The 20,622-nt window shown below is 72.2% G+C and carries 19 protein-coding genes and 1 riboswitch; of the genes, 11 read left to right on the top strand and 8 right to left on the bottom strand.

Annotation, left to right across the window (positions count from 1 at the left end; genetic code table 11):
• Positions 1–72: 72 nt before the first annotated feature.
• Positions 73–1,446, top strand: a complete 1,374-nt coding sequence (locus G9272_RS27725; protein WP_171399040.1) for an FAD-binding oxidoreductase — start codon at positions 73–75, stop codon at positions 1,444–1,446.
• Positions 1,443–2,198: a decaprenylphospho-beta-D-erythro-pentofuranosid-2-ulose 2-reductase gene (locus tag G9272_RS27720; RefSeq protein WP_171399039.1), complete on the top strand. Its 756-nt coding sequence runs from the start codon at positions 1,443–1,445 to the stop codon at positions 2,196–2,198. Before G9272_RS27725 ends, G9272_RS27720 begins: the two co-directional genes overlap by 4 nt.
• A 21-nt stretch (positions 2,199–2,219) precedes the next feature.
• On the opposite strand, the gene G9272_RS27715 is transcribed toward G9272_RS27720, so the two are convergent.
• The 5 genes from G9272_RS27715 to G9272_RS27695 all read right to left on the bottom strand — a co-directional run bounded on the left by G9272_RS27715 (position 2,220) and on the right by G9272_RS27695 (position 7,464).
• Complete coding sequence (locus G9272_RS27715) at positions 2,220–2,798, bottom strand: 2'-5' RNA ligase family protein (protein WP_171399038.1); 579 nt, start codon at positions 2,796–2,798, stop codon at positions 2,220–2,222.
• Positions 2,799–2,985: 187 nt separating this feature from the next.
• Complete coding sequence (gene trpS / locus G9272_RS27710) at positions 2,986–3,999, bottom strand: tryptophan--tRNA ligase (RefSeq protein WP_171399037.1); 1,014 nt, start codon at positions 3,997–3,999, stop codon at positions 2,986–2,988.
• Positions 4,000–4,079: 80 nt separating this feature from the next.
• Complete coding sequence (locus G9272_RS27705) at positions 4,080–5,531, bottom strand: glycine hydroxymethyltransferase (protein ID WP_171399036.1); 1,452 nt, start codon at positions 5,529–5,531, stop codon at positions 4,080–4,082.
• Positions 5,532–5,568: 37 nt separating this feature from the next.
• Positions 5,569–5,659, bottom strand: a riboswitch (ZMP/ZTP riboswitch).
• Between the two features lie 138 nt (positions 5,660–5,797).
• Positions 5,798–6,985 (bottom strand): glutathionylspermidine synthase family protein, encoded by a 1,188-nt coding sequence (locus G9272_RS27700; RefSeq protein WP_171399035.1) that lies wholly within the window; start codon positions 6,983–6,985, stop codon positions 5,798–5,800.
• Between the two features lie 32 nt (positions 6,986–7,017).
• Entirely contained in the window at positions 7,018–7,464 is a 447-nt protein-coding gene (locus G9272_RS27695) for a hypothetical protein (RefSeq protein WP_171399034.1), read from the bottom strand.
• Between the two features lie 129 nt (positions 7,465–7,593).
• Here G9272_RS27695 and G9272_RS27690 point away from each other — a divergent pair, with 129 nt between their 5' ends.
• A complete protein-coding gene (locus G9272_RS27690) occupies positions 7,594–8,460 on the top strand; it encodes a DMT family transporter (protein WP_171402202.1) in 867 nt (288 codons plus the stop codon).
• Here G9272_RS27690 and G9272_RS27685 read toward each other — a convergent pair.
• On the bottom strand, positions 8,441–9,220 hold the full coding sequence (locus tag G9272_RS27685) for a DUF3050 domain-containing protein (protein ID WP_171399033.1): 780 nt from the start codon (positions 9,218–9,220) through the stop codon (positions 8,441–8,443). The genes G9272_RS27690 and G9272_RS27685 overlap by 20 nt on opposite strands.
• A gap of 166 nt (positions 9,221–9,386) precedes the next feature.
• Between G9272_RS27685 and G9272_RS27680 the strand changes: the two genes are divergently transcribed.
• From G9272_RS27680 to G9272_RS27655, 6 genes are all read left to right on the top strand, one after another.
• Entirely contained in the window at positions 9,387–10,016 is a 630-nt protein-coding gene (locus tag G9272_RS27680; RefSeq protein ID WP_171399032.1) for an antibiotic biosynthesis monooxygenase, read from the top strand.
• Positions 10,017–10,047: 31 nt separating this feature from the next.
• Complete coding sequence (gene pabB, locus G9272_RS27675; RefSeq protein ID WP_171399031.1) at positions 10,048–12,318, top strand: aminodeoxychorismate synthase component I; 2,271 nt, start codon at positions 10,048–10,050, stop codon at positions 12,316–12,318.
• The gene (locus G9272_RS27670; RefSeq protein ID WP_253267962.1) at positions 12,315–13,925 is read left to right on the top strand and encodes a benzoate-CoA ligase family protein; all 1,611 of its coding nucleotides are present in this window, start codon (positions 12,315–12,317) and stop codon (positions 13,923–13,925) included. The genes pabB and G9272_RS27670 overlap by 4 nt, the downstream gene beginning before the upstream one ends.
• Before the next feature lie 102 nt (positions 13,926–14,027).
• Positions 14,028–15,602 carry a class I adenylate-forming enzyme family protein gene (locus G9272_RS27665; RefSeq protein WP_171399030.1) on the top strand — a complete coding sequence of 525 codons (1,575 nt, stop codon included), beginning with the start codon at positions 14,028–14,030 and terminating at the stop codon, positions 15,600–15,602.
• A complete protein-coding gene (locus tag G9272_RS27660; RefSeq protein WP_171399029.1) occupies positions 15,599–16,777 on the top strand; it encodes an FAD-dependent oxidoreductase in 1,179 nt (392 codons plus the stop codon). The genes G9272_RS27665 and G9272_RS27660 overlap by 4 nt, the downstream gene beginning before the upstream one ends.
• 10 nt (positions 16,778–16,787) lie before the next feature.
• Positions 16,788–17,591 carry an aminotransferase class IV gene (locus G9272_RS27655; RefSeq protein WP_171399028.1) on the top strand — a complete coding sequence of 268 codons (804 nt, stop codon included), beginning with the start codon at positions 16,788–16,790 and terminating at the stop codon, positions 17,589–17,591.
• A gap of 91 nt (positions 17,592–17,682) precedes the next feature.
• On the opposite strand, the gene G9272_RS27650 is transcribed toward G9272_RS27655, so the two are convergent.
• Together G9272_RS27650 and G9272_RS27645 are read right to left on the bottom strand one after the other, a co-directional pair.
• Positions 17,683–18,168: a carboxymuconolactone decarboxylase family protein gene (locus G9272_RS27650; RefSeq protein WP_171399027.1), complete on the bottom strand. Its 486-nt coding sequence runs from the start codon at positions 18,166–18,168 to the stop codon at positions 17,683–17,685.
• Between the two features lie 22 nt (positions 18,169–18,190).
• Entirely contained in the window at positions 18,191–19,615 is a 1,425-nt protein-coding gene (locus G9272_RS27645) for a PLP-dependent aminotransferase family protein (protein ID WP_171399026.1), read from the bottom strand.
• Positions 19,616–19,662: 47 nt separating this feature from the next.
• Between G9272_RS27645 and G9272_RS27640 the strand changes: the two genes are divergently transcribed.
• Positions 19,663–20,181: a carboxymuconolactone decarboxylase family protein gene (locus G9272_RS27640; RefSeq protein ID WP_171399025.1), complete on the top strand. Its 519-nt coding sequence runs from the start codon at positions 19,663–19,665 to the stop codon at positions 20,179–20,181.
• Positions 20,178–20,621, top strand: coding sequence for a carboxymuconolactone decarboxylase family protein (locus G9272_RS27635; protein ID WP_171399024.1), 444 nt, complete (start codon positions 20,178–20,180; stop codon positions 20,619–20,621). The genes G9272_RS27640 and G9272_RS27635 overlap by 4 nt, the downstream gene beginning before the upstream one ends.
• The last annotated feature ends 1 nt before the right edge of the window (position 20,622 follow it).

The raw sequence follows: 20,622 nt of genomic DNA, 5'->3' as shown, positions 1-20,622 counted from the left end.
TAATCACCCATTTCGGGGAGTAATGCATGTTTCAAAATTAATCGCCCATATAGAGGCGATACGGTCCACATCATGCTTGCCGAGACCACCACCGAGAACGTCTCCGTCACGGGATGGGGCCGCACCGCTCCCTCCGTCGGGCGTCTGGTCCGCCCCCGGACCTACGCGGAGGCCGTGACGGCGGTCCGGGACTGCGGGCCTCGCGGAGGCATCCCCCGGGGCCTGGGGCGGGCCTACGGGGACGCGGCGCAGAACGCCGGCGGGGCGGTGATCGACCTGACCGGCCTGGACCGGATCCACGTCATCGACGCCGCCGACGGAAGCGTCCTGTGCGACGCGGGAGTCTCCCTGCACCGGCTCATGGAAGTCCTGCTGCCGCTCGGCTGGTTCGTGCCCGTGACCCCCGGCACCCGGTACGTGACCGTGGGCGGCGCGATCGGCGCCGACATCCACGGCAAGAACCACCATGTTTCCGGGTCCTTCGCCCGGCATGTGCTGTCCTTCGAACTGCTCACGGCGGACGGCACGATCCGCACGGTGGAGCAGGGCACCGACCTGTTCGACGCGACCGCCGGCGGCCTGGGCCTGACCGGCGTCGTCCTGACGGCCAGGATCCGGCTCCAGCCGGTCGGGACGTCGCTGATGTCGGTCGACACCGAGCGGGCCGCCGACCTCGACGACCTGATGGCCCGGCTGACGGCCGGCGACCACCGCTACCGCTACTCGGTCGCGTGGATCGACCTCCTCGCGCGCGGTGCGGCCACCGGACGCGCGGTCCTGACCCGCGGCGAGCACGCACCCCTGGACGCGCTGCCCGCCCGCGCGCGCAGGGCCCCGCTCGCGTTCCGCCCGTCCCGGCTGCCGACCGCTCCCGCGTTCCTGCCGAGCGGCCTGCTCACCCGCACGACCGTCGCATTGTTCAACGATCTCTGGTACCGCAGCGCGCCACGCGCGCGTACCGGCGAACTCCAGAGCCTGTCCGCCTTCTTCCACCCCCTCGACGGCGTCCCGCACTGGAACCGCGTCTACGGCCGCGACGGCTTCGTGCAGTACCAGTTCGTCGTCGGGCACGGCCAGGAGGACACCCTGCGCCGGATCGTGGGGCGCGTCTCCGCCCGCCGCTGCCCGTCCTTCCTGGCCGTCCTCAAACGGTTCGGGGACGCCGACCCCGGCTGGCTGTCCTTCCCGCGCCCGGGCTGGACCCTCGCCCTGGACATCCCGGCCGGGCTGCCCGGCCTCGGCGCCTTCCTCGACGAGCTGGACGAGCAGGTGGCCACCGCGGGCGGCCGCGTCTACCTCGCCAAGGACTCCCGGCTGCGCCCCGAACTGCTCACCGCGATGTACCCACGCCTCGACGACTTCCGCGCGCTGCGCGCGGAGCTGGACCCGCGTGGGGTGTTCGTGTCGGACCTCGCCCGCCGGCTCAACTTCCAGGAGTCACCATGAAGGACGCCTTCGGCCTCCCCCAGTCCCTTCTCGTCCTCGGCGGCACCTCCGGGATCGCGCTGGCCACCGCGCGCCGTCTGATCGCCCGCCGCACCCGCACGGTGTGGCTGGCCGGGCGCCCGTCGCCCGCCCTGGAGTCGGCCGCCGCCGAGCTGCGCACCCTGGGGGCGGACGTCCACACCGTCCCCTTCGACGCGCTCGACCCCGAGTCCCACGAGACGGTCCTCGGCAAGGTCTTCACCGAGGGCGACGTCGACACGGTGCTGCTCGCCTTCGGCGTCCTCGGCGACCAGGCGAACGACGAGCGCGACCCGGCGGCCGCGGTGCGCGTCGCGCAGACCAACTACACGGGGGCGGTGTCGGCGGGGCTGGTCGCCGCGCGCGCCCTCCAGACCCAGGGCCACGGCTCCCTGGTCGTCCTCTCCTCCGTCGCCGGCGAGCGGGCCCGCCGCTCGAACTTCATCTACGGCTCCAGCAAGGCGGGCCTCGACGCCTTCGCCCAGGGGCTGGGCGACGCGCTGCACGGCACGGGCGTGCACGTCATGGTCGTCCGCCCCGGGTTCGTCCGCACGAAGATGACCGCCGGGCTGGCGGAGGCGCCGCTGGCGACCACGCCGGAGGCGGTCGCCACGGCCGTCGAGCTGGGGCTGCGGCGCCGCTCGGAGACGGTGTGGGTACCGGGCGTGCTGCGCGTGGTGATGTCGGCCCTGCGCCACGCACCCCGCGGACTGTTCCGCAGACTGCCGATCTAGCGGAGGCGCCGGGGCGGGTCGCTAGCGCGTCGGCAGTGAGCCCCGGTCGACGTGGGCCGCCTGCGGGGGGACGACCGCGCCCCCGAAGGCGTAGTCGCGCAGTTTGCGCCAGACGCCGTCGGCGCCCTGCTCGGCGAGGGCGAAGCCGGTGCAGGACCACTCCGCCTCGTAGTGGGCGAGCTCCTCGAAGGCCCGGTCCATCGCCGCGTCGTCGATGCCGTGCGCGACGGTGACATGCGGATGGTAGGGGAACTGGAGCTCGCGGGTCAGCGGCCCGGAGGCGGCCCGGATCCGATGCTGGAGCCAGGCGCAGGTGTCGGCGCCCTGGACGACCCGCACGTAGACCACCGGCGACATGGGCCGGAAGGTGCCGGTGCCGGACAGCCTCATCGGGAAGGGGCGGCCGGCCGCGGCGACCTCGGTGAGGTGCGCTTCGACGGCCGCCAGCGCGCTCGCCCCGACCTCGGTCGGCGGCAGCAGCGTGACGTGCGTGGGGATGCCGTGAGCCGCGACGTCGCCGAAGCCCAGGCGCCGCTCCTGGAGCAGGCTGCCGTGGGGCTCCGGGACCGCGATCGACACACCGATCGTTACGGTCCCCACGTCTTCTCCTGTCGTCATGTCGTCCTGGCGGGGTGTGTTGCCGGGTTCGTACTCAGTCGTACGGCTATCGACTGTACGGCCACAGCTGTGCTCTGGGCAGGCGCAGGGAAAGTGATGTGCAGCGCTCTGCCCAGAGGAACAGGTGTGCGGTGCGCCCCGAGTGCTTCCGCGTGCTTCCGAGCGCCGCTCAGTGCTTCGCGGGCAGGAAGCCCACTCGCCCGTACGTCTGGGAAAGCGTCTCCGCGGCGACGGCGCGCGCCTTCTCCGCGCCCTTGGCCAGGATCGAGTCGAGCGTCTCGGGGTCGTCCAGGTACTGCTGGGTGCGGTCCCGGAACGGCGTCACGAAGTCGACGACGACGTCGGCGAGGTCCGTCTTGAGCGCGCCGTAGAGCTTGCCCTCGTACCGCTGCTCCAGCTCGGGGATGCCGATGCCGGTCAGCGTCGAGTAGATGCCGAGCAGGTTGCTGATGCCGGGCTTGTTCTCGGTGTCGTAGCGGACGACCGTGTCGGTGTCCGTGACCGCGCTCTTGACCTTCTTCGCGGTCGCCTTCGGGTCGTCGAGCAGGTTGATGAGGCCCTTCGGCGTGGACGCCGACTTGCTCATCTTGATCGACGGGTCCTGGAGGTCGTAGATCTTGCCCGTCTCCTTCAGGATGTGCGGCTTCGGGATCGTGAAGGTCTCGCCGAAGCGGCCGTTGAAGCGCTCCGCGAGGTCGCGGGTCAGCTCGATGTGCTGGCGCTGGTCCTCACCGACCGGGACCTCGTCGGCCTGGTACAGCAGGATGTCCGCGACCTGGAGGATCGGGTACGTGAACAGGCCCACGGAGGCGCGGTCGGCGCCCTGCCTGGCGGACTTGTCCTTGAACTGGGTCATCCGGCCGGCCTCGCCCATGCCGGTGAGGCAGTTCATGACCCAGGCGAGCTGGGCGTGCTCGGGGACGTGGCTCTGGACGAAGAGCGTGCAGCGGTCCGGGTCGAGACCGGCCGCGAGGAGCTGGGCGGCGGCCAGCCGCGTGTTGGCGCTGAGCTCCTTCGGGTCCTGCGGGACCGTGATCGCGTGCAGGTCGACGACCATGTAGAACGCGTCGTGGGTCTCCTGGAGCGCCACCCACTGGCGGACGGCGCCGAGGTAGTTGCCGAGGTGGAACGAGCCTGCGGTGGGCTGGATTCCGGAGAGCACGCGGGGTCGGTCTGAGGCCATACTCATCATTGTCTCAGAGCGCGGAGACCGCCCGGAACGGGTCCCGGGCGGCCACGGGGGCCGCCCGGGGTGCCGCCGGGTCAGCCGAGGTCGATCTCCGGGTACAGCGGGAAGCCCGCCACCAGGTCGGTCGCCCGCTGGGAGATCTCGTCCGCGACCTTCGCGTCCAGGACGTGGGCGGCCTTCGAGGGGGCGCCCGACTTGGTCGTGCCCGGCTCCGTCGTGGTGAGGACTCGGTCGATCAGGGCGGCGACCTCGTCCATCTCGGCCGTGCCCAGGCCCCGGGTCGTCAGCGCCGGCGTTCCGATGCGGATGCCGGAGGTGTACCAGGCGCCGTTCGGGTCGGCGGGGATGGCGTTGCGGTTGGTGACGATGCCCGAGTCGAGCAGCGCCGCCTCGGCCTGGCGGCCGGTGAGACCGTAGGAGGAGGCCACGTCGATCAGGTTCAGGTGGTTGTCCGTGCCGCCGGTGACCAGGGTCGCGCCGCGCCGCATCAGGCCCTCGGCGAGCGCGCGGGAGTTGTCGACGATGCGCTGGGCGTAGTCCTGGAAGGACGGCCGACGGGCCTCCGCCAGGGCGACGGCCTTGGCGGCCATGACGTGCGGGAGCGGGCCGCCGAGGACCATCGGGCAGCCGCGGTCCACCTGGTCCTTGAGCGAGTCGTCGCACAGGACCATGCCGCCGCGGGGGCCGCGCAGGGACTTGTGGGTGGTGGTCGTCACGATCTGGGCGTGCGGGACCGGGTCGAAGTCGCCGGTCAGGACCTTGCCCGCGACCAGTCCTGCGAAGTGCGCCATGTCGACCATGAGGGTCGCGCCGACCTCGTCGGCGATCTCGCGCATGATCCGGAAGTTCACCAGACGGGGGTACGCGGAGTAGCCCGCGACGATGATCAGCGGCTTGAAGTCGCGGGCCGAGGCGCGCAGGGCCTCGTAGTCGATCAGGCCGGTGGCCGGGTCGGTGCCGTAGGAGCGCTGATTGAACATTTTGCCGCTGATGTTGGGCCTGAAGCCGTGGGTGAGGTGGCCGCCGGCGTCCAGGGACATGCCGAGCATGCGCTGGTTGCCGAAGGCCTGGCGCAGCTCGGCCCAGTCGGCGTCGGAGAGGTCGTTGACCTGGCGGACGCCCGCCTTGGCGAGGGCCGGGACCTCGACGCGGTCGGCGAGGATCGACCAGAAGGCGACCAGGTTGGCGTCGATGCCGGAGTGCGGCTGGACGTACGCGTGGCGGGCGCCGAAGAGCTCGCGGGCGTGCTCGGCGGCCAGCGCCTCGACGGTGTCCACGTTGCGGCAGCCGGCGTAGAAGCGGCGGCCGACGGTTCCCTCGGCGTACTTGTCGCTGAACCAGTTGCCCATCGCGAGGAGGGTGGCCGGCGAGGCGTAGTTCTCGGAGGCGATCAGCTTGAGCATCTCGCGCTGGTCGTGGACCTCCTGGCCGATGGCGTCGGCGACACGCGGCTCGACGGCGCGGATCACGTCGAGTGCGGCACGGAAGGCGGTGGACTCGGTGGAGAGGGACTGCTGCTCGGACATGTCGGCCTCCGGGGGCGTGGCGTGCGGTCACGGTTCTCGGTCTGGCCCAGGCGCACGGCACTCTTGTCGCTCACAGGCCGCTCCCCGATGGTCCGTCCCATCCCAGCGCGCCAGTCACGGCCCGCTCGCCAGCCTACCGGTCACGCCCGAATCCCAAGGTCCGGCGTCCACCATGCGAGCGACGTCGGACCCGCGCAGGACCACGCCTCCAGTGGATCCGGAGCGGCCCGCGGACCTGCGGATCCGGGGTCTGGAGGATCCGGGGTCTAGAGGATCACGTGGGGCAGGAAGCGGGCGTACTCGTCCGTGATCAGGCCGGAGGACTCGCGGATGCCGAGGCCGGCCGACTCGTCCTCCACCATCCACGCGCCGAGGACGACGTGGTTGCCGTCGAACGCGGGGAGGGGCGCCAACTGCTGGTAGCAGCAGGCTTCGTCGGTGCGCGGGGCGGGATCGCCGCCCGGTTCGTGCAGGGTGACGCCGGCGCCCTCGCGGCCCAGCAGCGGCTTGGCCACATAGCCGGTGGTGGCCGCCAGTTCGCGGGGGCCGTCGAGGTAGGCGGGGAGGAGGTTGGGGTGTCCGGGGTACAGCTCCCACAGGACGGCCAGCAGGGCCTTGTTGCTGAGGAGCATCTTCCAGGCCGGTTCGATCCACAGGGTCGTGCCGGTGCCGCCGCCGTTGTCGAGGGTGTCGAGGACATGGCCCGCGAAGCGGTCGGTCGTCAGCCACTCCCAGGGGTAGAGCTTGAAGCAGCTGCGGATGAAGCGGAGTTGCCGGTCGACGAAGCGGCCGGACAGCGGGTCCCAGCCGATCTCCTCCATGGAGATCCAGTCGGTGTCCAGGCCGGCCTGCTCGGCGGTCTCCTTGAGGTAGGCGACCGTCATGAGGTCCTCGCCCAGCTCGTCCTCCGAGGAGTGCGCGAAGTAGAGCGGGCTGCCGGGCGGGAGGAGAGGGCCCTGCTTCTTCCAGGCGGCGATCAGGCGTTCGTGGAGGGAGTTCCACTGGTCGGCGCCGGGGAATCGTTCCTCCATCCAGAACCACTGGGGGGAGGCCGCCTCCACCAGCGAGGTGGGGGTGTCGGCGTTGTACTCCAGGAGTTTCGCCGGGCCGGTGCCGTCGTAGCGGAGGTCGAAACGGCCGTAGACGGACGGGAGTTCGGCACGCCGGTGCCAGGCCTCGACGACCGCCGCCGCGATCCGCGGGTCGGTGATGCCGAGGTCGGCGAGGCGGTCGGACTCGACGAGGTGGGCGGCCGCCGCCAGGCACATGGTGTGCAGTTCCTCGACGGTCTCCTCCAGCGCCTCGACCTCGTCGAGGGTGAAGACGTAGTACGCGCTCTCGTCCCAGTACGGGCGCAGGCGGCCGTCGGGGTGGCGGGTGAGGGGGTAGACGAGGCCCTGGTCCTCGACGGTCCGCTGCCAGTCGGGGCGGGGTTCGATGCTGTGACGTCGCATGGTGCCGGTGTCCTGTTCAGCCGCTCGGGCGCTCAGCCTCCCGAGCTGCCCTTGCCGACGCCGCTGTCGCTGTCGCTGCCGCTGCCGAACCCGTTCCGGTCGACTCCGCTGCCGCCACTGCTGCCGCTGCTGCCGCCACTGCTGCTGCCTCCGCTGGTGCTGCTCGAGCCGGTCGAGCCGCCGGACCCCTTGCCCGGCTTGGTGAAGGAGCCGCCGTCGACCCAGGAGCCCTTCTTGTCGCCGCCGTAGTACCAGGCGCTGTCGACGGAGACCTTGGAGGTCTTGGAGGTCTTGGCGGACTGGGTGGACTTGCAGTTCTTGTCGGCGACGACCTTGTAGCCCTTGGTGAGGTTGTAGCTGTCGCGGTCGACACAGCGCTTGTCGGGGTCGGAGGAGCAGGCGGACAGGGCAGCCGCGAGCACTCCCATGCCGCCGAGTACGACCGTGCCCGAACGAAGCCTTCGACGCGCGTCCGCCATGTTCCGTCTCCCCGTTGTCGCATCGCCCCTACGACGATTTCCGGCCGTCAGCCTAGACACCGTGCCGAGCGCGGCCGAAGGCGGCCCGCCCACGAGCCGCTCCCCTACGCTCCTTTCGTGCTCTTCGGAATGGTGTGCGCCCTCGGCGCGGCGGTCTGCTTCGGTACGGCGACGGTGCTTCAGGCGATGGCGGCGCGGGCGGCCGCCGGCGGGAGCGGCGGGGAGGCGGCGCTGCTGCTGCGGGCGGTACGGGAGTGGCGGTATCTGGCGGGGCTCGCGCTGGACGGGCTGGGGTTCCTGTTCCAGATCGCCGCGCTGCGGTCGGTGCCGATCTACGCCGTGGGGGCGGCCCTCGCGTCGAGCCTGGCGGTGACGGCGGTGGTCGCGGCGCGGCTGTTGCGGGTACGGCTGAGCCGGACCGAGTGGGCGGCGGTGGGGGTGGTGTGCGCGGGGCTGGCGATGCTGGGACTGGCGGCGGGGACGGAGGGCGAGGAGAGCGGGCCGCAGGCGTTGCCGTGGGTGATGCTCGGCGTGGCGGGCGGGGTGCTGCTGCTGGGGCTGGCCGGAACGCGGCTGACCGGGCGCGGACGGGCGCTGGTGCTGGGCCTCGGGGCCGGTTTCGGGTTCGGGGTGGTGGAGGTGGCGGTGCGGTTGATCGACTCCCTCGCCCCGTCGGAGCTGCTCACCGACCCGGCGGTGTACGCCCTGCTGCTGGGTGGCGGTGCCGCGTTCCTGCTGCTGACGTCGGCTCTCCAGCGGGGGTCGGTGACGACCGCCACGGCCGGGATGGTGATCGGGGAGACGATCGGGCCGGCGCTGGTGGGCGTGGTGTGGCTGGGCGACCGCACCCGGGAGGGGCTCGGCTGGCTGGCCGTGCTCGGCTTCGCCGTCGCCGTGGCGGGAGCGCTGGCACTCGCCCGGTTCGGCGAGGCGCCCGAAGCGGTACCCGCGGCGGAACCGGCACCGGAGCCGCCGGTCAGGCCATCGCCTCCGTGATGCCGTCCCACAGGCGGGTCCTCGCCTCCAGCGCGAGGGTGGCCGTCTCGACGGCCTCCTGCCAGCGCGTGTCGTCCGTGCCGCACAGGTCGGCGACCATCTGCATGGCCATGGGGGTGTGCTCCTCGCCGTCCACCTCGATGTGGCGGGCCAGGTAGTCGCAGAAGAGCGGGAACCGGTCGGTGCCCTCCTTCTTGATCACCTGGTCGAACATGTCCGGGATGAGGTCCTCCCGGGAGAAGGCGAAGGCGGCGGCCCGGCAGTGCAGGGGCCGGTCGGCGATGATCTGGAAGGTCGTGCGCACGAACTCGGCGGCGGGGGCGGGGACCTGGGCGGCCCGCAGCGCCGACGGCACGTCGTGGCCCTCGCCGACCAGCGCGAGGAAGGTGTCGATCCGGCTGGTGTCGGCGTCCGCCTCGGCCATGCCGGCCCGGTACAGCTCGAAGTGGCTGGTGAAGCCGCCGTTCAGCTCGTCGCTCTCCTCGACCAGCACGATGTCGTTGATGAGCCGTCGGCTCACCTCCGAGCCGCGCGGCACCCAGGGGACGTCGACGCAGGTGAGGTCGCGCTGGAGCGACTTGAGCAGGGACATGAAATCCCATACCGCGAACACGTGGTGCGCCATGAACGTCGCCATGTGTTCCCGGCTGCTTATCCGCTGGTAGATCGGATGGGCGGTCACTTCTTTTCGGACCGGCTCTATTGCGGACCGGGCCCGCTCGATTCCCTCGTGAGTCAGATTCCAGTCGTACCTGGACATGGTTCTCCTTCGTTCCGGAAAATCGATCGTGCACTTCTCTCGACTTACCGGCAAGCGCTTCCAGGAATCCCGGAAAAGTTACCGGCAGTACCGCTCGACAGAAGGAGTCAAGACCGCCGAAAAGGCGATTAAAAGCCGCGTTCCGGACAGTGGTAGACAGTTGTAGATGTTTGAAGAACCTGTGAACGCAAGCGCTCTCCCCTGCGTACTCGACGGTGTGACCAGTAATCCCGTCACCGTCACCGCCGCATATCGCGTGGTGCCGGGCCGCGAGGCCGACTTCCACTCCTGGGGGTGGGCCATGCTGGGCGCGAGCGCACGGCAACCCGGCTTCCTGGGGGGCGGTGTACTTGTCGATGGAGAGGCGGAGTGGCATGTGGTCTATCGCTTCGCGACCGAAAGCACGGCCCGGGCCTGGGAAGACTCGGCCGCCCGGGTGGAGTGGGACGACCGGGCGCTGGGCATCGCCCGGCAGACGGACCGCAGAAGCGTGCGGGGCTCCAAGGCCTGGTTCGACTCCCAGACCGCCGCACCCAAGGCGCCGGCCCCGCCGTCGAAATGGAAGTTATGGTTCGTGAATATGAGCGCGGTTTTCCCGCCCGTGCTCCTCTTCAATCTGATCGTGCTTCCCTATCTCGGTGACCTCAATCCGTTCATTCGTACGCTACTGCTCTGCCTGTGCGTGACGGCCCTTGTCACCTGGATTCTCATGCCTCGCCTTCAGCGTTTCTTCAAGAAATGGCTGTATCCACCGCTCCAGGCGCTTCGCGGACGGCATAAAAGACGGACCGCGTAGCACGCGAGAACGACCCCAAGGAGGTGGGCGGGTGAAGACCCTGCTCATCGACAATTACGACTCGTACACGTACAACCTGTTCCAGCTGATCGCCGAGGTCAACGGCGAGGAGCCGGTGGTGATCCTCAATGACGCCCCCGCGGACGCCGTTCCCGATATCTCCGCCTTCGACAACGTGGTGGTGTCGCCGGGACCCGGGCATCCGTCGAAGGCCCGGGACTTCGGCATCAGCGCCAGGGTGCTCGCCGAGTCCCCGGTGCCGGTGCTCGGGGTCTGCCTCGGCCACCAGGGCATCGCGCACGGGGAGGGCGGCCGGGTGGCGCCCGCCCCGGAGCCGCGGCACGGGCATCTGTCGGCCGTCCGCCACGACGGACGGGACCTGTTCCAGGGACTGCCGCAGAACTTCACCGCGGTCCGCTACCACTCGCTGTCCGTACGCGAGCCGCTGCCCGACTCCCTGGAGCCGACCGCCTGGGCGGAGGACGGCGTCCTGATGGGGCTGCGGCACCGCCAACGGCCCCTGTGGGGCGTGCAGTTCCACCCGGAGTCGGTGCTCACCGAGTACGGCCACCGGATGCTCGTCAACTTCCGGAACCTGACGGCCGAGCGGGCCCGCAAGCCGCGCACGAAGAACACCGCGGTCACGCCGGCCGCGGCGGCGATGCCGCGCCCCGCGGTGACCGTCCCCCGCCCGCGCCGGGCCGACGGCCCCGCCCATCGGCTGCACACCCGCCGTATCGCCGAGGCGATCGACGCGGAGGCCGCCTTCACTCGGCTGTACTCCGAGTCGCCGCGGGCGTTCTGGCTGGACAGCTCCCGGGTCGAGCGGGGACTCTCCCGCTTCTCGTTCTTCGGCGACGACAGCGGTCCGCTCGCCGAGTTCGTCCGGTACGACGTCGAGGCCGGCCGCTGCGAGATCGAGCGGGCGGGGCGGCCGACGCGCAAGGTCCGGGCGAGCGTCTTCGACTATCTCAAGCGGCAGCTGGCGAACCGTCGGGTGGACGCCACCGGGCTCCCCTTCGACTTCACCGGCGGCTATGTCGGCTACTTCGGCTACGAGACGAAGGCCGACTGCGGCTCCCCGAACCGGCATCGCTCCACCACCCCGGACGCCTGCTGGCTGTTCGCCGACCGGCTGATCGCGGTGGACCACGAGAAGGGCTTCACCTACGCGGTCTGTCTGGCGGAGGACACCCCTCAGGCCACCCGCGAGGCCAGCGACTGGCTCGAGACCACGCTGGCCCGGCTCACCTCCCTGCCCGCCGAGACGGACGGCCCGGCGGACGGTGCGGTCGGTGCCGTCGGGGTGAGCGGCGCGGGGCTCGGGAGCGGTGATCCGGGTGTCGGTGACGTCGAGCCCTGGCTGGTGCGGGACCGGGCGACGTACCTCGCGGACATCGCGGCCTGCCGGCGCGAGCTCGCCGCGGGCACCAGTTACGAGATCTGCCTGACCGACGCCGCCGTGTTACCCGCTCCGGACGACGCGTACGGCTTCTACCGGGCGCTGCGCCGGGTCAACCCCGCGCCGTACGCGGCCTTCCTGAGATTCGGCGACCTCGACGTGGTCGGCTCCTCGCCCGAACGGTTCCTGCGGATCACCCGGGACGGCGTCGCCGAGGCCAAGCCCATCAAGGGGACCGCGCCGCGCGGCGCCGGTCCGCTGGAGGACGCCCGGCTCAGGGACGCGCTGGCGGCGGACGCCAAGACCCGCGCCGAGAACCTGATGATCGTCGACCTGCTCCGCAACGACCTGGGGCGGGTCTGCCGGACCGGGACCGTGCGGGTCTCCCGGCTCATGGCCACCGAGACGTACGCCACCGTGCACCAGCTCGTCTCCACCGTCGAGGGCCGGCTGCGCGAGGACACCGACGCGGTGGACTGCGTGCGCGCCTGCTTCCCCGGCGGTTCGATGACGGGGGCACCGAAGCAGCGCACGCTGGAGATCATCGACGGTCTCGAGACCGAGGCGCGGGGCGTGTACGCGGGCGCCCTCGGCTATCTGGGGTGCAGCGGCGGCGCGGACCTCAACATCGTCATCCGCACGGCGGTCCTGGCCGACGGCCTGATGCGGATGGGGGCCGGGGGCGCGATCGTCCTGGACTCCGATCCGGTCGCGGAGTACGACGAGATGCTGCTGAAGACGGCCGCGCAGATGCGGGCACTGCGGGAGCACGGCGCGGCGCTGACCCGGGCGCCCGGGGAGCGGGAGCCGGAATCGGCCGAGGCGCGGGCGGGCGCGGGCCGCTCCCGGGTCACCACCCCCGACCCCGGCCCGGCCACCGCGAAGGGGGCCACCCGATGACGCCCCCGCCGTCGACGACGACTTCGCAGCCCGCGACATGGTCGTCCGGTGGCTCCGGTGGCTCCGGTGGCTCCGGTGGCTCCGGTGGCTCCGGTGGCCGGGGGGTGGCCGTCGGTGTCGGGAATCTCGCGGCGGATCTCGCCGCGCTCGCCGAGCGGAGTGGGTGGGGCGGGCGGGCCGCGTTTCATCAGGGGCACCAGGTGTGGACCCACGGTGAGGTGCACGCGCTGGGGGCGCGCGCGGCCGGGGTGCTCGCGGAGCGCGGGGTGCGGGCCGGCGACCGGGTGCTGCTGGCGCTGCCCGACGGGATCGCGTGGGTCGCGGCCTTCCTCGGCGTCGCCCGGCTCGGGGCCGTGGCCGTTCTGGTCAATCCCGAACTGCCCGCGTCCGAGCACGCGTTCATGGCCGAGGACGTCGACGCCGCGCTGTGTGTGACCGGGCCGGGTCTCGAGGACCGTTTCCCGGACCGGGCGCGCCTCGGCGCCGACCAGTTCCTCGCGCTCGCCACCGCCACCGAGCCGGCCACCGCCCACCTGGTGGACGCGCGGACGCCGCTGTACGTGCAGTACACCTCCGGCACCACGGGCCGCCCGAAGGGCGTCGTGCACACGCACGGCGACCCGGGGACGTACCACGACCTCATCGGCCGGCGGCTGCTCGGGATCACCGAGGAGGACGTCACCCTCTCGGTGTCGAAGCTGTACTTCGCGTACGGCTTCGGCAACGCGTTCGTCTTCCCGCTCTTCTCCGGCTCCAGCGCCGTCCTGGTGGACCGGCGTCCGACGCCCGCAGCCGTCGACGAACTCGTCGCGCGGCACCGGGTGAGCCTGCTCTACTCCGTGCCCTCGGCGTACGCGGCGCTGGTCGCCGACCGGGGCAGCGGCCACGCGGCCTGTTTCGCCTCGGTGCGCGCCGCGGTGTCGGCCGGCGAGGGCCTGCCGGACGGGCTCGGCGGGCAGATCACCGAGCTGCTCGGCGCGCCCGTGCTGGAGCAGATCGGCTCGACCGAGGCCGGTCACGCCTTCTGCGCCAACAGCCTCGGCCACGACCATCCGGGCACCGTCGGGCGTCCCGTGCCGGGGTTCGAGGTGGAGCTGCGCGACCGTGCCGGGCGGCCCGTTCCGGACGGTACGGAAGGTGAGTTGTGGGTGCGCGGGCCGACGGTGACGCCCGGTTACCTGAACCGTCCCGAGGAGACGCGGCGCACGCTGGTCGGCGGCTGGCTGGCCACCCACGACCGGGCGCGCCGCGAACCGGACGGCGCCTATCGGCACCTGGGCCGCACCGACGACATGGAGATGGTCGGCGGGATCACCGTCTCCCCGCTGGAGGTGGAGGCCGCTCTGCGCACCCACCCGGCGGTCCGCGAGGTCGCGGTCGCCGCCGTCCCGGACGGGCAGGGCCGCACCCGCCTGCGCGCCTTCGTCGTCCCGACCACCCCCGCCTCCTCCGCCGGGCTCGCCCGGCTGGAGGCCGAGCTCGTCGCGCTCGCGCGGGAGCGGCTCGCCGCGTTCAAGGTGCCGCGGAGTGTCAGCTTCGTCGCGTCGCTGCCCCGTACTTCCACCGGAAAGCTCCGTCGGCATCTGGTGCGCCAGGGGGCGTGGTGACCGTGGCCGTCTCCCCGTCCCCGTCCCTGTCCGTGACCGCGTCCGTGACCGTGACCGTGTCCGTGTCCGTGTCCGAAGTCCGTGTCTGAGAGGAACAGCCACATGTCGCAGCAACCCCTGCTCGCCGACCGCGGGTTCTACCTGGGTCCGTTGTTCCGGCGGGCGGCCGACCGGCACGGAGCCGTCTTCGTCACGCTGGACCGGCCGCTGGACACGCACCCCTCCCTCGGGGTCGACCTCGACTACCGGGTCCTGGCCGACGTGGTCGAGGAGTTGTCGGGCCGGCTGTGGGCGGCCGGGGTACGGCCCTCGGAGCAGGTGGTCGTACACAAGACGGACAACGTCGACATCGTGCTGCTGACCTGCGCGGTCTCCCGGATCGGCGCGGTCCCCGTGCTGCTCTCCCCCGGTCTGGCCGCCCCGGTCGTCGGGCAGCTGCTCGAACGGCTGCGGCAGCCCTGGCTGATCACCGACCGGGCCAAGCTGGACGGGCCGCTGAAGGACGCCGGCATCGCCGCGCGGGTGCGCCGGACCCTCTCCGTCGACGACGCGCCCGGCGCCGAACCCCTGGCCGAGTACGCCGGCGCCGAGCCGCCCGCTCCCGTACGGCTGCACCCCCGGGAGCCCGCCCTGATCACCCACAGCTCGGGCACCACCGGCGTCCCCAAGCTGGCCGTGCACTGCCCGAACACCATGTGGAACCGGCTGGTGCCGCAGAAGGCGATGGGCTGGCCCACCCGGGGCGAGACCGCCGCGCTGCACATGTCGTTCGTGCACTCGCGCTTCTACCATCTGCTCGGCGTCCTGCTGCACTTCGGCAGCCCGCTGGTGCTGATCACCGACCCGGAGCCGGCGAGTGTGGGACCGCTGCTGGCCCGGCACCGCCCCGGCATCGTCGAGACCCACCCCAACACCTTCGTGCTGTGGGAGGAGTTGGCGGACGCGCCCGGAGCTCCGCTGTCCCGGGTGAAGTCGTACGGCTCCACCTTCGACGCGATCCATCCGCGCACCGTACGGCGGCTGCTGGGCGCCTCGCGTCGGCGTGCGCCGTGGCTGATCCAGCTGTACGGGCAGAGCGAGACCGGGCCCGTCGCGTTCCAGTGGTTCACCCGGCGCAGCGTGGAGCGGGCGGACGGGCGGCGGGTGGGGATCGGGATCCCCGGCTTCACCCGGGTCCGGGTCGCGGACCCCGACGGCAGGCCGGTCGCGCCCGGCACTCCCGGGCGGATCGAGGCCCGCACCAGAGGGCGCATCCTCACCTACCTCGGCGCGCCGGCGCAGTACGAGCGTCAACTCGACGGCGGTTGGTGGCAGATGGGCGACATGGGATACATGAGCCGCCTGGGCGCGCTGCATCTGATCGACCGGGAGGTCGACCGGATCGACGCCGTGCACAGCAACCTGGCGGTCGAGGACGCGCTGATGGAGCGGCTGGAGGAGCTCCGCGAGGTGGTGATCGTGGCCGGCGCGGACCGTGAGCCGGTGCCGGTGGTGTGCGTACGGGACGAACAGCCGCTCGACCCGGAGCGCTGGCGGGAGGCGACCGCCGATCTGCCCGCGATGGCCGAGCCGCGCCAGTGGCGGTTCGAGGAGCTGCCGATGACGGCGACCTGGAAGGTGAAGCGGGTGGAGATCACCCGGATGCTGACGGAGACGCGAGCGAGCGTGCGCGCGTGAACCCCGTGATCGTGGTGGGCGCGGGTCCGGTCGGCCTGTCGGCCGCGCTGGCCCTGCGCGCGCACGGGCTGCCGGTCGTGCTCCTGGAGGCGGACCCCGCCGGCCGTGAACGGCCGGGCAGCCGGGCCCTGTTCGTGCACCGGGAGACCCTGCGGCTGCTCGACGGGATGTCGCCGGGCCTGGCCGCCGAGATCACGGCGTACGGCCGGACCTGGCACACCCGGCGCACCCTCTACCGGGGCCGCGAGGTGTATGCGCGCACCTTCCCGCCCCCGTCCGGGCTGCCGCCGTTCACGAGCCTGCGCCAGCTGGACACCGAGCGCTTCCTGCGCGCCGCGTGCGAGCGGGCGGGGGTGGACTTCGTGTGGGCCGCGCGGATCAGGGGCGTCCGCACGTCCGGGTCGGGTGTCACGCTTGTCGGCGAGGACGGCCGGGAGTGGGACGCCGGGTACGTCGTCGCCGCCGACGGCGCCCGCTCGACCGTCCGGGGCGAGCTGGGCATCCCCATGGAGGGCGTGCGCGGCGAGGGCTTCCATGTCGTCGTCGACGTGGCGGACGTGCCGGACGCCGAGCTGCCGCTGGAGCGGGTCTTCCACTACGAGCATCCGGGCGTCGGGGGCCGCAGTGTGATGCGGGTGCCGTTCACCGGCGGCTTCCAGGTGGACCTCCAGTGCCGCGACGACGACCCGGAGGAGGCCTTCGGCACCGAGGACGCCGTGCGGGAGTGGCTGCCCGGGGTGGTGGGCGACGGGTACGCCGACCGGATCCTGTGGGTGTCGACGTACCGCTTCCTGCGCAAGGTCGCGGCCTCCTTCACGGACCCGCACGGGCGGGTGCTGCTCGTCGGCGAGGCCGCGCATCTGTTCCCGCCGTTCGGGGCGCGCGGCATGAACAGCGGGATCGCCGACGCGGCGGCGGCCGCGCAGGCCGTGGCCGCCGGAACGCCGGAGGCGGTGGCCGCGTTCGCGGACGTACGGCGGGCCGCGGGGCTGTTCAACAGCGAGGCGGCCGGACTGGCCCTGGAGCATCTGCGGCCACGGCGCCGGACCGTACGTCTCAGGCAGCGCGCGGCGGCGGCCCTCGCGCCCGTGCTGCCCTCGTGCGGCTCATGGCTGGAGCACGCGCCGTACGGGCCCCGGGGCGGGGCACCGGCGGTGGCGGGCGGGAAGTACTGAGGAGGACCGAGTGGGTGTACGACTGACCGTCGGTGAGGGGTTGTCGACGTGGACGCCCGGCCGTGGGCTGACCGTCGCCGTGGCATCCGTGGCGGACGGACCGCTGCTGGTCGCGGACTCGTGGCTGGTCCGCGAGGGCCGGGTGCGCGGGTACGGCCGGCACCGGGAGCGGTTTCTGCGGGCCTGCGCGGAGTGCGGCGGCCCGGGGCCGCGTCGGCTCGTCGAGTTCTGGCAGGACATGACCGCGGCGCTGCCGCGCACCGGCGACTGGTTTCCCCGGGTGGAACTGACCGCCGGTTCACTGGAGTTGCGGCTGCGGCTGCGGCACGCCCCGCCGCTCGGCACGGAGGTGCGCCTCTGGTCCGTCGGCCAGCCGGACCGGCGGACCGCGCCCCGCCGCAAGGGCCCGGACCTGGACGTCCTGGCCCGGGTGCGGGGGCGGGCGGTCGACGAAGGGGCTCAGGAAGGGGTGCTGGTAGCTCCGTCCGGGGTGGTGCTGGAGTCGGCCACCGCGAGCGTGCTGTGGTGGGAGGACGACACCCTGTGCCTGCCGCCGCCCCGGCTGCCCGTCCTGCCCGGAGTGACCGTCGGGCTCGTCCGGGAGCGCGCTGAGCGAGCCGGGATCCGGACCGACCACCGCGAACGGACCGTCGCCGAGCTGGACGGCCGGGAGGTGTGGCTGGTGAACGCGCTGCACGGGATCCGACCGGTGACGGGCTGGACGGGAGGGTCGATCACCCCCGGGCTCCCGGCGCGCGCGGCCGAATGGCGGCAGTGGCTGGAAACGTTGATGGAGCCACTGCCGGAGAAATAGGCAGACAGCACGGATAAAGCACGGCACGGAAAGAGCAGAAGAACGGGCACCGGCGATTAAGACCGATGCCCGAATTCTGCGTTGTTCCGAATTACTTCTTGGCCGGCTGATAAGCCCCCGGCACCATCCGCGTCGCAATGGCGATCCGGTTGTACGCGTTGATGACCGTGGTCGCCCAGATCAGCGCCGCCACCTGGGCCTCGTCGAAGACCTCCGCGGCCTCGGCGTACACCGCGTCCGGCACCTGCCCGTCGTGCACCAGGGTCACCGCCTCGGCCAACGCCAGTGCGGCGCGCTCCCGGTCGCTGAAGAAGGGGGTCTCCCGCCAGGCGTTCAGCGCGTAGATCCGCTGCTCGGCCTCGCCCTGGGCGCGGGCGTCCTTGGTGTGCATGTCGAGGCAGAACGCGCAGCCGTTGAGCTGTGAGGCGCGGATCCTGATCAGTTCCAGGATCTCGGGTTCGACCTTGGCGTCCTGGGCGGCGGAAACGGCGGCGCCGTGCAGGGATCCCATCGCGGCGGAAACATCGGGGGTTATCTTCTTGAGGGCCACGCGGGACACGGAATTGTTGTTCGTCATGGGGAGACTGTATCCGGGAAATCTATCCGGGAAAAGGAATTCCGGAGCCGTTCTCACCGAAAGGAAGTGCCGCGCACAACGCGTCCAGCGCGCCGGACCAGGCGTGGTCCGGCGGGGTGCCGTAGCCGACGACGAGGGCGTCGAAGGACTCGGTGACGGCGTCGGGGTGGCGGTAGCGGGGAGTGAGGCCGTCGACCGCCAGCCCCTGGTAGGCCGCCGCCCGTACCACCGCCTCCTCCGTGCCGGGCGGGAGCCGCAGGACGGCGTGCAGGCCCGCCGCGATGCCGGTGACGCGGATCGCGGGGGCGTGCGCGGTGAGGGCCGCGACCAGCGCGTCACGGCGTCGGCGGTAGCGGGTGCGCGCCGCCCGGACATGGCGGTCGTACGCGCCCGACGTGATGAACTCCGCCAGCGTCAACTGGTCCAGGACCCCGGAGGTGTCCACCCCGCCCTTGGCCGCCACCACCTCCTCCGCGACATCCGGCGGCAGTGCCATCCAGCCCAGGCGCAGGCCGGGAGCCAGCGACTTGCTCGCGGTGCCCAGGTACACCACGTGCTCGGGATCCAGGCCCTGGAGAGCGCCGACGGGTTGCCGGTCGTAGCGGAACTCGCCGTCGTAGTCGTCCTCCAGGACCAGCCCGCCGGTGTGCCGCGCCCAGTCCACGACGGCCGCCCGCCGGTCGTGGTGCAGGGGCACGCCCATCGGGAACTGGTGGGCGGGGGTGAGCAGGGCCGCGCCGGCGCCCTTCAACAGCCCTGTTTCCGTGCCGCGTTCGTCGACGGGCAGCGCGGTCATGGCCAGCCCGGCCGCCGCCAGCAGCCTCCAGTGCTCGTCCAGGCCGTACGAGTCGACGGCGATCGTGCGCACCCCGCGGGCCCGCAGGACGGTGGTGAGCAGTCTCAGGCCGTGCGCGAACCCGGCGCACACCACGATGCGTTCGGGGTCGGCGCGCACGCCGCGGGCGCGGGAGAGGTAGCCGGCGAGGGCGGTGCGCAGTTCGACCCGGCCGCGGGGATCGCCGTAGCCGAGGGCGTCGGAGGGGGCGGCGGTGAGGGCGCGGCGGGCCGCCCTGAGCCACTCGGCGCGCGGGAAGGACCCGAGGTCGGGCGTGCCGGGACGCAGGTCGTACGCGGGCCGGCGGCGCTCGGGGCGAGGGGGCGCCGCACCCGACGGCGGGACGACCCTCCGCTCGGCCACCCGCGTGCCGGAGCCCTGGCGGGCGGTCAGCCAGCCCTCGGCGACGAGGTCGGCGTAGGCGTCGGCGACCGTGTTGCGGGCGATGCCCAGGTCGACGGCGAGCGAGCGCGAGGAGGGGAGCCTGGTGCCGGAGGGCAGACGGCCGCTGCGGACGGCCTCGCGCAGGGCGTCGGTCAGGCCCCGGCGCAGGTGCGGCCCGGTCGGCTCCAGATGCAGGTCGACGCCGAAAGTGGCCCAGGATCTCGCCATGGAAATGGACCATACTCCTGGGCTGCCCCGCTCCTAGGGTCGAGGGCATGACGACGCACGCAGACATCACGACCACCGACGAACAGGTTCTCTACGCCCCCGAGCACACCCCCCGGCTGAACTGGTCCGCGCACGCGCCCGAGGTCCTCAAGGCGATGCTCCGGCTCGACGCGGCCGCCCGTAAGGGCCTCGACCCCAAGCTGGTCGAGCTGGTGAAGGTCCGCGCCTCGCAGATCAACCACTGCGCGCTCTGCGTCGACATGCACAGCAAGGACGCTCTCGCGGCGGGCGAGAGCGTCGAGCGGATCATCCAGCTCAGCGCGTGGGAGGAGTCGGCGCACTTCTACACCGAGAAGGAGCTCGCGGCGCTGGCCCTGACGGAGGCGGTGACCGTGCTGACGGAAGGTTTCGTGCCAGACGCGGTGTACGAGCGGGCCGCCGCGCACTTCGAGGAGGCCGAGCTGGCGCAGCTGATCGCCGCGATCACGGTGATCAACGCGTGGAACCGGTTCGGCGTGACCTGCCGGCTGGTGCCGGGCCACTACCGGCCGGGGCAGCACGCATGAGCCGTACGAATCTCCTCGACCGCGAGGTCGGCCGGGCCATGTCCACGCTCAGCGCGGCCGCGAAGCAGGGGCTCGGCGACCCCGCGCTCGCCGAGCTCGTGGTGATCCGCGCCTCGCAGCTCAACCACTGCGCGTTCTGCCTCGACATGCACCTCACGATCGCCCGCGAGCACGGGGTGAGCGCGAGGCAGCTCGATCTGCTGAGCGTGTGGGAGGAGGCGGGGGACGTCTACGACGAGCGGGAGCGGGCCGCGCTCGCGCTCACCGAGGCGGTGACCGTGCTGACCGGGGGCTTCGTGCCCGACGAGGTGTACGAGCGGGCCGCCCGGCACTTCGACGCCCCGCGGCTCGCCCATCTCGTCGCGCTGATCACCGCCATCAACAGCTGGAACCGGGTGATGGTCGCCCGCCGTATCCCGCCGGGGGGTTACACGCCATGAG

This window comes from Streptomyces asoensis (assembly GCF_013085465.1).
Lineage (GTDB): Bacteria > Actinomycetota > Actinomycetes > Streptomycetales > Streptomycetaceae > Streptomyces > Streptomyces cacaoi_A.
This window is presented reverse-complemented; position numbering and strand designations above follow the sequence as displayed.